This window comes from Pseudomonas citronellolis (assembly GCF_001586155.1).
GTDB lineage: Bacteria > Pseudomonadota > Gammaproteobacteria > Pseudomonadales > Pseudomonadaceae > Pseudomonas > Pseudomonas citronellolis.
Map to the genome: position 1 here is coordinate 5,327,656 of NZ_CP014158.1, position 12,382 is coordinate 5,340,037.

General features: G+C 69.6%; 12 protein-coding genes. 2 read left to right on the forward strand and 10 right to left on the reverse strand.

Going from position 1 to position 12,382, the window contains the following annotated elements:
- Position 1: 1 nt before the first annotated feature.
- Complete coding sequence (locus tag PcP3B5_RS23330; protein ID WP_043271249.1) at positions 2 to 1,105, reverse strand: efflux RND transporter periplasmic adaptor subunit; 1,104 nt, start codon at positions 1,103 to 1,105, stop codon at positions 2 to 4.
- A gap of 97 nt (positions 1,106 to 1,202) precedes the next feature.
- Between PcP3B5_RS23330 and PcP3B5_RS23335 the strand changes: the two genes are divergently transcribed.
- Positions 1,203 to 1,835, forward strand: coding sequence for a TetR/AcrR family transcriptional regulator (locus PcP3B5_RS23335; protein WP_043271250.1), 633 nt, complete (start codon positions 1,203 to 1,205; stop codon positions 1,833 to 1,835).
- Positions 1,836 to 2,189: 354 nt separating this feature from the next.
- Here the strand turns inward: PcP3B5_RS23335 and PcP3B5_RS23340 are convergent, their stop codons facing one another.
- The 7 genes from PcP3B5_RS23340 to ppc form a co-directional block, all read right to left on the reverse strand.
- Positions 2,190 to 2,975 (reverse strand): class I SAM-dependent methyltransferase, encoded by a 786-nt coding sequence (locus PcP3B5_RS23340; protein ID WP_061562535.1) that lies wholly within the window; start codon positions 2,973 to 2,975, stop codon positions 2,190 to 2,192.
- Positions 2,976 to 3,022: 47 nt separating this feature from the next.
- Positions 3,023 to 3,850 (reverse strand): isocitrate lyase/PEP mutase family protein, encoded by an 828-nt coding sequence (locus tag PcP3B5_RS23345; RefSeq protein WP_009616552.1) that lies wholly within the window; start codon positions 3,848 to 3,850, stop codon positions 3,023 to 3,025.
- Positions 3,851 to 3,901: 51 nt separating this feature from the next.
- Entirely contained in the window at positions 3,902 to 4,762 is an 861-nt protein-coding gene (locus tag PcP3B5_RS23350) for a DUF72 domain-containing protein (RefSeq protein ID WP_141766176.1), read from the reverse strand.
- Positions 4,759 to 5,109, reverse strand: coding sequence for a hypothetical protein (locus tag PcP3B5_RS23355; RefSeq protein WP_009616550.1), 351 nt, complete (start codon positions 5,107 to 5,109; stop codon positions 4,759 to 4,761). Before PcP3B5_RS23355 ends, PcP3B5_RS23350 begins: the two co-directional genes overlap by 4 nt.
- 63 nt (positions 5,110 to 5,172) lie before the next feature.
- Positions 5,173 to 5,847: a tRNA (adenosine(37)-N6)-threonylcarbamoyltransferase complex dimerization subunit type 1 TsaB gene (gene tsaB / locus PcP3B5_RS23360; RefSeq protein ID WP_061562536.1), complete on the reverse strand. Its 675-nt coding sequence runs from the start codon at positions 5,845 to 5,847 to the stop codon at positions 5,173 to 5,175.
- 87 nt (positions 5,848 to 5,934) lie between these two features.
- Positions 5,935 to 6,582: an adenylate kinase gene (adk, locus tag PcP3B5_RS23365; RefSeq protein ID WP_009616548.1), complete on the reverse strand. Its 648-nt coding sequence runs from the start codon at positions 6,580 to 6,582 to the stop codon at positions 5,935 to 5,937.
- 160 nt (positions 6,583 to 6,742) lie between these two features.
- Complete coding sequence (gene ppc / locus PcP3B5_RS23370; protein WP_061562537.1) at positions 6,743 to 9,379, reverse strand: phosphoenolpyruvate carboxylase; 2,637 nt, start codon at positions 9,377 to 9,379, stop codon at positions 6,743 to 6,745.
- 194 nt (positions 9,380 to 9,573) lie between these two features.
- Here ppc and PcP3B5_RS23375 point away from each other — a divergent pair, with 194 nt between their 5' ends.
- Positions 9,574 to 9,921, forward strand: a complete 348-nt coding sequence (locus PcP3B5_RS23375; RefSeq protein WP_009616546.1) for a hypothetical protein — start codon at positions 9,574 to 9,576, stop codon at positions 9,919 to 9,921.
- Positions 9,922 to 10,378: 457 nt separating this feature from the next.
- On the opposite strand, the gene hda is transcribed toward PcP3B5_RS23375, so the two are convergent.
- Positions 10,379 to 11,086: a DnaA regulatory inactivator Hda gene (gene hda, locus PcP3B5_RS23380; protein ID WP_009616904.1), complete on the reverse strand. Its 708-nt coding sequence runs from the start codon at positions 11,084 to 11,086 to the stop codon at positions 10,379 to 10,381.
- A gap of 144 nt (positions 11,087 to 11,230) precedes the next feature.
- Positions 11,231 to 12,271, reverse strand: a complete 1,041-nt coding sequence (locus PcP3B5_RS23385; protein WP_061562538.1) for a DUF2066 domain-containing protein — start codon at positions 12,269 to 12,271, stop codon at positions 11,231 to 11,233.
- Positions 12,272 to 12,382: the final 111 nt, after the last annotated feature.

The following is a 12,382-nucleotide window of genomic DNA, read 5'->3' on the forward strand; positions in this document are numbered from 1 at the left end:
GTCACTCCTTCGCCAGCAGCTTGACCGAACGGTTCTCGCGGTCGACCGGGCGTACCTGCTGGCCTTCGCGCAATACCTGGACGCCCGCGGCGACCACCCAGTCGTCGGGCTGCAGCCCTTCGAGCACCGGCACCCGGTCCTCGGCGTAGGGCCCGATGCGCACCGGCCGGCGGTGCAGGCTGGCATCCTTCGGGTCGACCACCCAGACGAACGGCTGGCCGCCCTCGGCGCTCACCGCCGCCAGCGGCACGGCCAGGGGCACGGCGCCCTCACTGTGGATGTACACCCGGGCGCTCTGGCCCAGTTCGGCCGGCACCTTGGCATCGTCGAAGGCCACCCGCGCGGCGAAGGTGCGCGACTGTGGGTCGGCGGCCGGCGACAGTTCGCGGATGTGGCCGCTGAAGCGCTTGTCCGGCTGCGACCACAGCTCGACGCTGACGCCCTCGCCGATGCGGAAGCGCTCGATGGCGTGTTCGGGGAAGCTGATCAGCACTTCGCGGTCACCATCGGCAGCCAGGGTGAAGACCGTCTGCCCGGCGGCCACCACCTGCCCCACTTCGACGCGCCGCGCCGAGATCACCCCGTCCTGCGGCGCACGCAGCACGGCGTAGTCGGCCTGGTTGCGCGCCACGTCGTACTCGGCGCGCACCTGCTTCATGCGCGCCTCGCCGGCGCGGTAGGTGTTCTCGATGTTGTCGAACTGCGACTGGCTGACCAGCTTGCGCTCCAGCAGCACCTTGTAGCGCTGGTATTCCGAACGCACGGTCTGCAGGTTGGCCTCGGCGGCGGCGACCTGGGCGCGGTTGGCCTCCAGCTGCAGGCGCACGTCCTCGGGGTCGAGTTCGGCCAGCGGCTGGTCGCGGCGCACGCGCTCGCCGGTCTCCACCAGGCGCTTGGCCACCTTGCCGCCGATACGGAACGCCAGCTCCGGCTCGTGGCGGGCGCGCACCTCGCCCGGGTAGGCCTCGGTGACCGAACGCGCCAGCTGCGGCTGCACGACCATGGCCGGGCGCAGCGCCGGCTTGGCCGGTTCGCCGTTGCCGCAGGCGGCTAGGGTCAGGGAGAAGGCGAGAGGGACAGCGACGGACAAGGCATGGCGGAACATGATGTATGACCTTTCGCGAAACGCAGTTGAATTCTTATACTCGGCGGTATAGTAAGAATACAAAACCGACCAGTCCAGTATTTGAAGCGAAAATAAAATGTCCCAGCCTCCCATCCCCAACGGCCCCGGCCGCCCCAAGGACCCGGCCAAGCGCCAGGCGATCCTCGAAGCCGCCAAGGAGCTGTTCGTGCGCAACGGCTACGACGGCAGCAGCATGGAAGCCATCGCCGCCGAGGCCGGGGTTTCCAAGCTCACCGTGTACAGCCATTTCACCGACAAGGAGACGCTGTTCTGCGAGGCGGTGCAGGCCAAGTGCGCCGAGCAGGTGCCGGAGCTGTTCCACGAACCGCCGGCCGACGCGCCCACGCAGGAGCTGCTGCTGAACATCGCGCGCGGCTTCAACCGCCTGATCAACAGCCCCGAGGCCATCGCCCTGAGCCGCCTGATGATCGCCCAGGGCGGGCAGAACCCGGCGCTGTCGCAGATGTTCTTCGACGCCGGCCCGCAACGCGTGCTGGACCAGATGCAACGGCTGATCGCCCAGGCCCAGCGCAAGGGCGAACTGCGCGAGGGCGACGCACGCAACGCCGCCGAGCACTTCCTGATGCTGGTGCAGGGCTGCCTGCACTTCCGCCTGCTGATCGGCTGCGTCGAGCGGCCGCCGGTGGAGGAGAGCGAAAGGCATGTGCAGGAGGTGGTGGAGTTGTTTTTGCGGGCTTATCGGCCTTGAGGCGTATGCCGTAGGCGCTTCTCCTGTAGGAGCTAGCTTGCTCGCGAACGGTGCTCACCTGGGACCTCGATGTCAGTGCTTGACTCCGCTCCCTCTCCCTAACCCTCGGCTGCGCGCCCCGCCCTGAAGGGAGAGGGGACCGTTCGGCATGCGCTGATGTTTCCGTATTAGCCGGCTTGCAGCGAGTGGCCGGCTGACACCAAATCCTTTCTCGGCACGGACAAGCCCCCTCTCCCTTCAGGGCGGGGCGCGCAGCCGAGGGCTGGGGAGAGGGAAAGGCGTCAACCCAACACACCACAGCCGCCGGTAAATCCCTTTCGCGAGCAAGCTCGCTCCTACGAAAAGCCCCTCCGCTCAGGGCTTGAGCGACTTCAACGGATAGATGTCATACCGGCTCGACTTCCCTTCCAGGCTGTAGCTCGGCTTGGCGCCCTCGATGATCGGCGCCTTGCGCGGGCGCTTGACCACCACGCGGTGGCTGGCCAGGGCCAGGGCCGCCTGGAGCAGCGCCGGGGCGTCCATGTCGTCGCCCACCAGGGGGCGGAACAGGCGCATTTCCTTTTTCACCAGGGCGCTCTTGTCGCGGTGCGGGAACATGGGGTCGAGGTAGATCACCTGGGGCGCCTCGCCCTGCCAGGCGCCCATCAGGTCGATGGCGTTGCCCTGGTGCAGTTGCATGCGCGCCACTATCGGCGCCACTTCCAGGTCTCGCGCCGCGCGGGCCAGGCCGTCTTCCAGCAGGGCGGCGATCAGCGGTTGACGCTCGATCAGCTGCACCTCGCAGCCCAGGGTGGCGAGGACGAAGGCGTCGCGGCCCAGGCCGGCGGTAGCATCGAGCACATGTGGCCGCACACCCGGCTGCACACCCACCGCCTTGGCGATCATCTGCCCGCTGCCGCCGCCGAACTGGCGGCGGTGGGCGGCGGCGCCTTCGAGGAAGTCCACGCGCACCGGGCCCGGCGAGTCCGGGCCCAGTTGCAGCAGTTGCAGGCCCTGCTCACCCAGTTGCAGGGCGAAGTCAGCCGCGCCCTCCTCCGCCAGTTCCAGGCCCAGGCGCCGGGCCCACTGGCCGGCGGCTTCGCGGTAGTGGGGCTCCAGGGCCTGGACGATGATGCGGGGAGTGTCTGCGCTGGCGCTCATGCGGGTCGATCCGGTGCAAAAGCGCCGATTCTACCGCAGGCCCCGGCTCAGCGCCGGAACAGCGCGTTGAGGCGGGCGAAGGGCATGCCTTCCTGGGTCGCCTCCAGGCGCCCGCCGGCCAGTTCGCTGGCGGCGTGGAAGAAGGCGCCGTAGGCCACCCGCGCCAGCGACGAACCCAGGCTGATGCGCTTCACGCCCAGCTCGGCCAGGTCGCTCAGCGACAGTTGCAGGGCCGGCGAGCCGACCAGCACGTTCACCGGCCGCGGCGCCACCGCGCGCACCACCGCGTCGATCTGCTCGCGGGTGGTCAGCCCCGGCGCGTAGAGCACGTCGGCGCCGGCCTCGGCGAAGGCCACCAGGCGGCGGATGGTGTCGTCCAGGTCGTCGCGGCCGTGCAGCAGGTTCTCCGCGCGGGCCGCCAGGGTGAAGGGGAACTCCAGGGAATGCGCGGCCTGCACTGCCGCGCGTACACGCTCTACCGCCAGTTCGAAGGGATAGATGGGATCGTCCGGGCGGCCAGTGGCGTCCTCGATGGAGCCGCCGACCAGGCCGATGCTGGCGGCCAGGCGGATGGTCGCCACGCAGTCCTCGGGCGCGTCGCCGTAGCCGTTCTCCAGGTCGGCGGCCACCGGCAGCGGCGTCGCCTCGACGATGGCGCGGGCGTTGGCCAGGGCTTCCTCGCGGCTCACCTCGCCTTCGGCGTCGCAGCGGCCGAGGGCGAAGGCCAGGCCGGCGCTGGTGGTGGCCAGGGCCTCGAAGCCCAGGCCAGCGAGCATTTTCGCCGAGCCGGCGTCCCAGGGGTTGGGCAGGACGAACAGGCCGTCGCGCCGGTGCAGGGCCTGGAAGGCCAGGCCGCGTTCGTGTTGGGTGGTCATGGGGGCGCTCTCCGTGCGAATGGGAGCTTGCAGGTTAGCGCAACCGCGGCCTCAGAGCAGGCCCAGTTGCTCCACTTCCGGCTGCGGCAGCTGCAGCGCCGGCAGGCCCGGCAGACGCTCGGCCAGCAGGGCGTGGAAGCGCTGTGCCTGCTCGGCGGCGCGGTGGTTGTCCGGGGTGTGGAGGAACACGTGAGGCGTCAGGCCGTCTTCGATCCAGCCGGCCACCTTGTCCACCCAGGGCGTCAGGTAGGCCTGGTTGGCGTCCAGGTCCGGCCCGCCGATGAAGCGCACCTGCGGGCTGTCGCTGAAGGCCGCCGGGCGCACCGGAATCCTCGGTTTCTTCGACTGCGCATGGCGCACCGCCGGGTCATCGGACTGGCAGGCGAACAGCGCCCGCGAATCCAGGCAGATGCGTTCCACGCCGCGTTCATGGAGCAGGCGGTTGAGCAGCCGCTCCTCCTCGCCTTTCTCGAAGAACGCCGGGTGGCGCACTTCCACGGCGATGCGCCGGGCGCCGAACTCGTCCAGCCAGGCGGCCAGCTCGCCCAGGCGCTGCGGGCCGAAGCCGGCGGAAAGCTGCAGCCACAGCGGGCTCACCCGGCTGCCCAGCGGCGCCAGCAGGTCGAGGAAGTCGCGTGTGGCGCCGAACTGCTCGCGCAAATCGCCTTCGTGGCTGATGTCGCGGGGCAGCTTGGCGCAGAAGTGGAAGTCCGCCGGCATGGTCTGCGCCCAGCGCTGCAACGTGTCGGCGCTGGGCCGGGCGTAGAAGGTGGTGTTGCCCTCCACCGCATTGAACACCTGGCTGTAGAAGCCCAGGGTGTCGGCCGGGCGCAGGTCGGCGGGGTAGAAGCTGCCGCGCCAGGCGGGCTCGTTCCACGACGGGCAGCCCAGGTAGTACGGCAGGCCCATCAGGCGTAGAGGTCGATGCCCAGCACTTCCGGGGCGTCGTAGCCGCCCAGCGGCAGGTTGGCGGTGCTGCTGTAGCTGGCCAGGGCCTGGGCGGCGCGGTTGCTGACCGGGCGCTGGTAGGCCAGGACGTCGCTGAGGACGATGGGCAGGCTGCCGCTGCCGGCGTTGCCCGGCTCCACGTAGCGCGTCTGCGCCTGCTGCTCCAGGCCCTGGCTGGCGGCCACCGAGGCCGGCTGCTCGCGACGCGCCTCGGCCTCGCGCATGACCTCGCGATAGGGCGTGACCGCGGTGCCGGGGCGGCTGCCGGAGTCGGGCGTGATGGAGTAGCTGGACAGGCCGTCGATGCGCATGTTCAGGGCTCAGCGGGTAAGGATTTCACTCTAGCGAGCGTCCAGGGGCTTGGCAATCGCCGGTCAGCCGGCCTTGGGCGTGGCCACGTTGTCGCGCAGGTAGACCGGCTGCGCCTGGTCCGCCGGCACGGCATCGCCGCGTTCCCAGGCGAACAGCGCCAGGCCCAGCAAGTCTTCGGCGTTGGGCAGCAGGCTGGCGTCCTCGGCCCGGACCTTAACCGCCAGGCGCTCGCGGTAGCCCCAGCCGGTGCCGGCGCCGAACCAGTCGCCCTCGGCGTCGCGCGGCAGCGCCACCTTTTCCGGCGGCAGCACCGCCTCGGCGCCGGCCAGGCGCATCTCGCCCTGCTCCAGGCGGTAGCAACCCCAGTAGACCTCGTCCATGCGCGCGTCGATGGCGGCCGCCACCTGGCTGGCGCCGTGCTCGCGGTGGGCGCGCTGGGCCAGCACCGCGAGGTCGGAGATCGGCAACACCGGCTTGTCCAGGGCGAAGGCCAGGCCCTGCACCACGCCGATGGCGATGCGCACGCCGGTGAAGGCGCCGGGGCCGCGGCCGAAGGCGATGGCGTCCACCGCGCCCAGGGCGATGCCGGCCTCGTCGAGCAGTTCCTGCACCATGGGCAGCAGGCGCTTGGCGTGCAGCCGCGGGATCACCTCGTGGCGGCTGAAACGCCGGCCGTCGTGCAGCAGGGCGACGGAGCAGGCTTCGGTGGAGGTGTCCAGGGCCAGCAGGGTGGGCATCGGGGTTTTCCGGCAAGCTGAAAAAGGGCGGGCATTATAAACGCCAAAGGCCCGCAAGCGGGCCTCTGGTGCAGGTCGGGCGGCGACTCAGCTGAGCGCGGCCAGGACCTTGGCGGTGATCTGGTCCACCGAGCCGACGCCTTCGACGCGGCTGTACTTCGGGGTGCCTTCGACGGCGGCCAGCTTCTGGTAGAAGTCGACCAGCGGCTTGGTCTGGGTGTGGTAGACCGACAGGCGGTGGCGCACGGTCTCTTCGCGGTCGTCTTCGCGCTGGATCAGGTCTTCGCCGGTGACGTCGTCCTTGCCGGCGACCTTCGGCGGGTTGTGCTCGACGTGGTACACGCGGCCGGAGGCCGGATGCACGCGGCGGCCGGCCATGCGGCTGACGATCTCTTCGTCGTCGACGGCGATCTCGATCACGTGGTCGATGCTCACGCCGGCTTCCTTCATGGCCTCGGCCTGGGGAATGGTGCGCGGGAAACCGTCGAACAGGAAGCCGTTGGCGCAATCGGGCTGGGCGATGCGCTCCTTGACCAGGTTGATGATCAGGTCATCCGAAACCAGGCCGCCGGCATCCATCACGCTCTTGGCCTGCAGGCCCAGCTCGGTGCCGGCCTTGACCGCTGCGCGCAGCATGTCCCCGGTGGAGATCTGCGGAATGCTGAACTTCTCGGTGATGAAGCGGGCCTGAGTACCTTTGCCGGCACCGGGCGCCCCGAGCAGAATCACACGCATCGATATGCTCCTTAGTCTTGTTGAAAGCGAAATCCCGGATCTGCCTTATGGGGCCTATCTGAACATGCTTGAAATGGCGCAGGAATACGCCGAAAGGCTGATCAAGATACACAGCGCACCCTGAGCGCACAAGCCACCGGAAAGTCGTGGCCGGGGCCGCTCAACCGGTGTTGCGCAGCCCCGCGGCGATGCCCGCCACCGTCACCAGCAGGGCCTGTTCCAGACCGCCGCAGGCGTCGCCTTCGCAGCGTCTGGAACGGGCCAGCAGCTCCGCCTGGAGCAGGTGCAGCGGGTCCAGGTAGATGTTGCGCACGGCGATCGATTCGCGGGTTTCGGTGGCCTGCGCCAGCAGGCGCTGCTGGCCGGTCAGGCCGAGCACCACGCGCAGCGCCTGCGACAATAGGTCGCGTAAATGCACACCTAATGGTCGCAGTTCCGATTGCACCAGACGTTCGTCGTAGAGTTGGGCGATTTCGCCGTCGGCCTTGGCCAGGACCATCTCCAGCATGTCGATGCGCGCGCGGAAGAACGGCCACTGCTCTCGCATGCGCTGCAGCAGGCTGCCCTCGCCGCGGTCGATGGCGTTGAACAGCGCGGTCTCCCAGCCCAGCCAGGCCGGCAGCATCAGCCGCGTCTGCGTCCAGGCGAAGATCCACGGGATCGCCCGCAGGCTCTCGATGCCGCCCTGGCGGCGCTTGGCCGGGCGGCTGCCCAGGGGCAGGCGGCCGAGTTCCTGTTCCGGCGTGGCCTCGCGGAAGTAGTCGACGAACTGCGGCGTCTCGCGCACCACCTGGCGGTAGGCGGCCAGGGAATCGGCGGCCAGGCGCTGCATTTCCTCGCGCCAGGCCGGCTCCGGCGCCGGCGGCGGCAGCAGCGTGGCCTCCAGCACCGCGGCCAGGTAGAGGTCGAGGTTCTGCCGGGCGATGCCGGGCAGGCCGAACTTGAAGCGGATCATCTCGCCCTGTTCGGTGGTGCGGAAGCGCCCGGCCACCGAGCCCGGCGGCTGCGAGAGGATGGCCGCGTGGGCCGGGCCGCCGCCGCGCCCGACGGTGCCGCCGCGGCCATGGAACAGCAGCAGCTCGACGCCGTGGGCGCGGCAGATGTCCACCAGCGCTTCCTGGGCGCGGTACTGCGCCCAGGCCGCGGCCAGGGTGCCGGCGTCCTTGGCCGAGTCGGAGTAGCCGATCATCACTTCCTGCGGCCCGGCCAGGGCTTCGCGGTAGGCGTCCAGGCCGAGCAGGCGGTCGATGCAGGGGCCGGCGTTGTCGAGGTCGTCGAGGGTTTCGAAGAGTGGCACCACGCGTAGCGGCCGGCGCAACCCGCACTCCTTGAGCAGCAGTTGCACCGCCAGCACGTCGGACGGCTGGCCGGCCATGGAGATGACGTAGGAACCCAGCGAGGCCGCCGGCGCGGCAGCCGCCACGCGGCAGGTGGCCAGGACTTCGGCGGTGTCGGCGCTGGCCTGGTAGTCCGCCGGCAGCAGCGGGCGATGGTTGCCCAGCTCCTCCAGGAGGAATTCCTGGCGCACCGCCTCGTCCCAATCCTGATAGCGGCCCAGGCCCAGGTACTCGGTGATTTCGCTCAGGGCGGCGGCGTGGCGGCCGGAGTCCTGGCGGATGTCCAGGCGCGTCAGGAACAGGCCGAAGGTGGCGGCGCGGCGCAGGCTGTCGAGCAACGCACCGTCGGCGATCACGCCCATGCCGCAGGCGTGCAGCGAGCGGTGGCACAGCTCCAGCGGCGCCAGCAGCTCGCGGTTGTCCTGCAGCACCGCCTCGGGTGCAACCTCGTCTTCGCTCAGCGCGCGTTCGGCCCAGGCCCGCGTGGCGCGCAGGCGTTCGCGCAGTTGCTTGAGCAGGGCGCGGTAGGGTTCGGCCACCTCGCCGGTTTCCGCCAGCAGTTCCTCGCTGGCCTGCTGCATGGAGAGATCGGCGGCCAGGCTGTCGACGTCGCGCAGGTAGAGGTCGGCGGCCATCCAGCGCGCCAGCAGCAGCACCTCGCGGGTGATGGCGGCGGTGACGTTGGGGTTGCCGTCGCGGTCGCCGCCCATCCAGGAGGCGAAGCGGATGGGCGCGGCTTCCAGCGGCAGGCGCTGGCCGGTGCAGCTTTGCAGGGTCTCGTCGACGTGGCGGAGGAAGTCGGGCACGGCGTGCCAGAGGGAATGCTCGATCACCGCGAAGCCCCACTTGGCCTCGTCCACCGGCGTTGGCCGGGTGCGGCGGATCTCGTCGGTGTGCCAGGCCTCGGCCACCAGCCGGCGCAGGCGCGTGTCCACCTGCTCGCGCTCTTCGGGGAGCAGGTCGGTGTGGTCCTTGGCCGCCAGTTGCGCGGCCATGGCGTCGTATTTCTGGATCAGGGTGCGCCGCGCCACTTCGGTGGGGTGCGCAGTGAGCACCAGCTCGATGTCCAGCTGCGCCACCTGGCGCGCCAGCTCCGCCGGCTCCACGCCGGCCTTGCGCAGGCGCCCCAGCAGCTCGCCCAGCACGCGCTGCTCGAAGGGCTGCGGCTCCTTCGGCCCGCGGCGGCGGATGCGGTGGTACTGCTCGGCGATGTTGGCCAGGTTGAGGAACTGGTTGAAGGCCCGCGCCACCGGCAGCAGCTCGTCCTCGCCCAGGCCGTCGAGGGCCGCCGCCAGTTGCCGCGCGCCTTCGGCCGAACCGCGCCGCGCCGCCTTGGCGCCCTGGCGGATCAGCTCGACCTTGTCGAGGAAGGCCTGGCCGTACTGGTTGCGGATGGTCTGTCCGAGCAGTTCGCCCAGCAGGTGCACGTCCTCGCGCAGGCGCGCGTCGATATCCGCCATGGGGGTTCTCCGTGTCTGGATTCTCTTACAGTGCCGCCTGGCGACACTCACTGACAAGCGTGCGACGAACGCCCGCGATCCTGCTCCGACAGCGTCTAGGCTAGATGTGATCCCGAAGGATTCGGGAAATTCTTCCCGGCGGCTCCAAAAGGGCCGTCTTCCCCGCCGGCCACGAGCCGGCCCATGAGGTGAACATGAAGATCCGCGATCTGGTACGCCATTGGGAACAGAACGCCAGGGGGCGCATGACCAGCCACAGCTACAGCATCCCGCTGGACGTGGAAACCGCCGCGCGCCTGGCCGCGCTGCACGACATGTACCCTAAGCGCAGCGTCGAGGAACTGCTCGGCGAACTGGTCGGCTCGGCCCTGGAAGAACTGGAGGCGAGCTTCCCCTACGTGAAGGGGCAGAAGGTGGTGGCGCTGGACGAACAGGGCGACCCGCTCTACGAGGACGTCGGCCCTACCCCGCGCTTCCTGCAGCTGTCGCGCAAGTACCTGCATGAGCTGACGGGGCACAAGGAAGAGCCGAGCCACAGCTGAGCGTAGGGCGCATAACGCCTATGGCGTTATCCGCCGTTTGGCCTTGGTCCCCGGCGCGCTTCGGGTTCGGTCACGGAGCGCCTGTTTCCGGGCACTCCGAGCCCCGTAGGATGGGTTGAGCGAAGCGATACCCATCACCACCACCGCATGGGTTTCGCAAGTTCAACCCATCCTCCGAAACTACAGGGGAACGGTGTGGTTGGCACAGCGAGCGGATCTCATCCGCGAATCGCGCCGGGACGTCCGGTTATCGCGGACAAGGTCCTACGCCCTCCGGCAAACACAAGACCCGTAGGATGGCGTTGAGCGAAGCGATACCCATCGCCACGACCGCATGGGTTTCGCAAGCTCGACCCATCCTACGAAAAGCCCCGGCGCAACGTCGTAGGGCGAAGAGCATACGGCTCCGGATAACTTGCAGCTTATGGCTTGCGGCTTGCAGCTCCCCCGAAGGGGCCTACCAGCCCAGGGTTTCCTTGAGGAAGGGGATGGTCAGCTTGCGCTGGGCCTGCAGCGAGGCCTTGTCCAGTTCGTCCAGCAGGTCGAAGAGGAATTCCATGCTGCGCGCGCCGCGGGTGAGGATGAAGCGCCCGACTTCGTCGGTGAGGTGCAGGCCGCGGCGCGAGGCGCGCAGTTGCAGGGCGCGGAGCTTTTCCTCGTCGGTCAGCGGGTGCAGCTGGAAGATCAGCGAGAGGGTCAGCCGCGACTTCAGGTCGGGCAGCTTGACCGGCAACTCCCGCGGCGGCATCGAGGCCGCCAGCAGCAGGCGGCGGCCGGCGTCGCGCAGGCGGTTGAACAGGTGGAACAGCGCCTCTTCCCACTCCGGCAGGCCGGCCAGGGCCTCGATGTCATCGAGGCAGACCAGTTCCAGCTGTTCCAGATCGTCGAAGATCGCCGGGCCGTATTGCACCAGCTCGGCCATCGGCAGGTACACCGAGGTCTCGCCGTACTGCTCGAAGCGCAGGCAGGCCGCCTGCAGCAGGTGGCTGCGCCCCACGCCCTCGACGCCCCACAGGTAGATGAGGCTCTCCGCCCAGCCGGCGTCGCAGTCGCACAGCCGCTCGACATACCCCAGCGCCGCGGCATTGGTGCCGGGGTAGAAGTTGGCGAAGGTGGCATCGTCGCGCAGACGGATGCCCAGGGGGAGCTGCATAGGTTGTTTCATGCCGGGCGGGGCTTTTCTTCGAAAACGCTTACAGTGAAGCCGTACGGATCAAAAGTGTAACCAAATCATCATTTTGGCGCATCCGAAAAGGCGCCGGAGGCGCAGCATACTGCGAATCCGGCGCCAGGCCCACCCGCGGCGTGACTACCAGCGGAAGCGCATGACGTTGCTCGGCGCCGCGGGCTGCGCCGGCAGCGGCTGGCCATTGGCGTCCAGCGCCGGCTGGGCCGGCTCGGCCGGAGCCTCCTGCAGATGCGCCAGGCCCAGTTGGGCGCGCAGCTGGTCGGGGCTGGCGTTGAGGCGGTATTGCAGGTTGTCGCCCTGGGCCAGCAACAGCTTCGCGCCCATCGGGTCGAGCAGCTTCTGCAGTTGGGCATAGCGTTCGAGGTTGGCGCCCTGCACCTGCAGGGTCAGGGCGCTGGCCGCGCCCGGCGCGCCGACGAAGCGCGGCGCCAGGCGCTGGCTGACCGCCAGCATCACGGCATCGGCCAGGGCGTCCGGGCTGTCGCCCTGGGCCTGGCCCTGTTCGCGCGAGTCGCCCAGCCACAGGCGCCATTGCGCCTGCCACTTGCCGCCGTCTTCCTTGGCGTCGACCGCCAGCAGGCCGTCGGCGGAATAGCGCTCGGAGGCGGCGCGCAGCGCGTCGGGCTGCGCGGCGGTGATGTTCTGCGCGGTGCCCACGCCCTGTTCGGAGAGGTCGGCCATCGGCAGCAGCAGCGGCAGGCCGCGGCGCTGGGCGGCGCGGTTGAGCGGCGCGGCGCCTTCCTGGCTGTCGCCCACCAGGCTGCTGCCGGCGGCGCTTTCGTTCAGCCACCAGGCCAGCAGGCTCGGACGGTTGGCGCCCCAGACCGGCAGGCCGGCCTGGCGCAGGGCGTTGTTCACCGAGGCGGGGTCGAAGTCCACCACCAGTGCCAGCGGCGGGCCGTTCTCGTAGCCGTACTGGCTGATCAGTTGCTGCGGGTCCTTGAAGTAGCCGGCCAGCGCGCCGCTCTGGGCGGCGCGGGCATCGCCGGTCAGGCGCAGCACCAGGGTCTGCAGCGCGCGGGACAGGCCGGCGCTGCGCTCGTCCGGCTGCTGCGAGGCCACCGGCTCGTGCACCTGGTAGAGGTTGCCCAGCGCGGCGGCGAAGGACGGCAGGCTGAGCAACGACAGGCAGAGGATCAACAGGCGGGCGGTAAATCGCATGACAGGCTCTCGACGAACGGAATAAGGAAGGGAACGGCACCTGGCAAGCCCTTCCGGAAGGCCTATACCTTAAACAGCCCTCCGGTCAGCGGCAACAGCGCGAGATGGCCG

Bases quoted from the DNA above. Each gene is read 5' to 3' on its own strand.
- PcP3B5_RS23375 (WP_009616546.1), top strand. From the start codon at position 9,574: ATGAAGATCCGCGATCTGGTACGCCATTGGGAACAGAACGCCAGGGGG.
- ppc (WP_061562537.1), bottom strand. From the start codon at position 9,379: ATGGCGGATATCGACGCGCGCCTGCGCGAGGACGTGCACCTGCTGGGC.
- tsaB (WP_061562536.1), bottom strand. From the start codon at position 5,847: ATGCCCACCCTGCTGGCCCTGGACACCTCCACCGAAGCCTGCTCCGTC.
- hda (WP_009616904.1), bottom strand. From the start codon at position 11,086: ATGAAACAACCTATGCAGCTCCCCCTGGGCATCCGTCTGCGCGACGAT.
- PcP3B5_RS23340 (WP_061562535.1), bottom strand. From the start codon at position 2,975: ATGAGCGCCAGCGCAGACACTCCCCGCATCATCGTCCAGGCCCTGGAG.
- PcP3B5_RS23330 (WP_043271249.1), bottom strand. From the start codon at position 1,105: ATGTTCCGCCATGCCTTGTCCGTCGCTGTCCCTCTCGCCTTCTCCCTG.
- adk (WP_009616548.1), bottom strand. From the start codon at position 6,582: ATGCGTGTGATTCTGCTCGGGGCGCCCGGTGCCGGCAAAGGTACTCAG.
- PcP3B5_RS23335 (WP_043271250.1), top strand. From the start codon at position 1,203: ATGTCCCAGCCTCCCATCCCCAACGGCCCCGGCCGCCCCAAGGACCCG.
- PcP3B5_RS23345 (WP_009616552.1), bottom strand. From the start codon at position 3,850: ATGACCACCCAACACGAACGCGGCCTGGCCTTCCAGGCCCTGCACCGG.
- PcP3B5_RS23355 (WP_009616550.1), bottom strand. From the start codon at position 5,109: ATGCGCATCGACGGCCTGTCCAGCTACTCCATCACGCCCGACTCCGGC.
- PcP3B5_RS23385 (WP_061562538.1), bottom strand. From the start codon at position 12,271: ATGCGATTTACCGCCCGCCTGTTGATCCTCTGCCTGTCGTTGCTCAGC.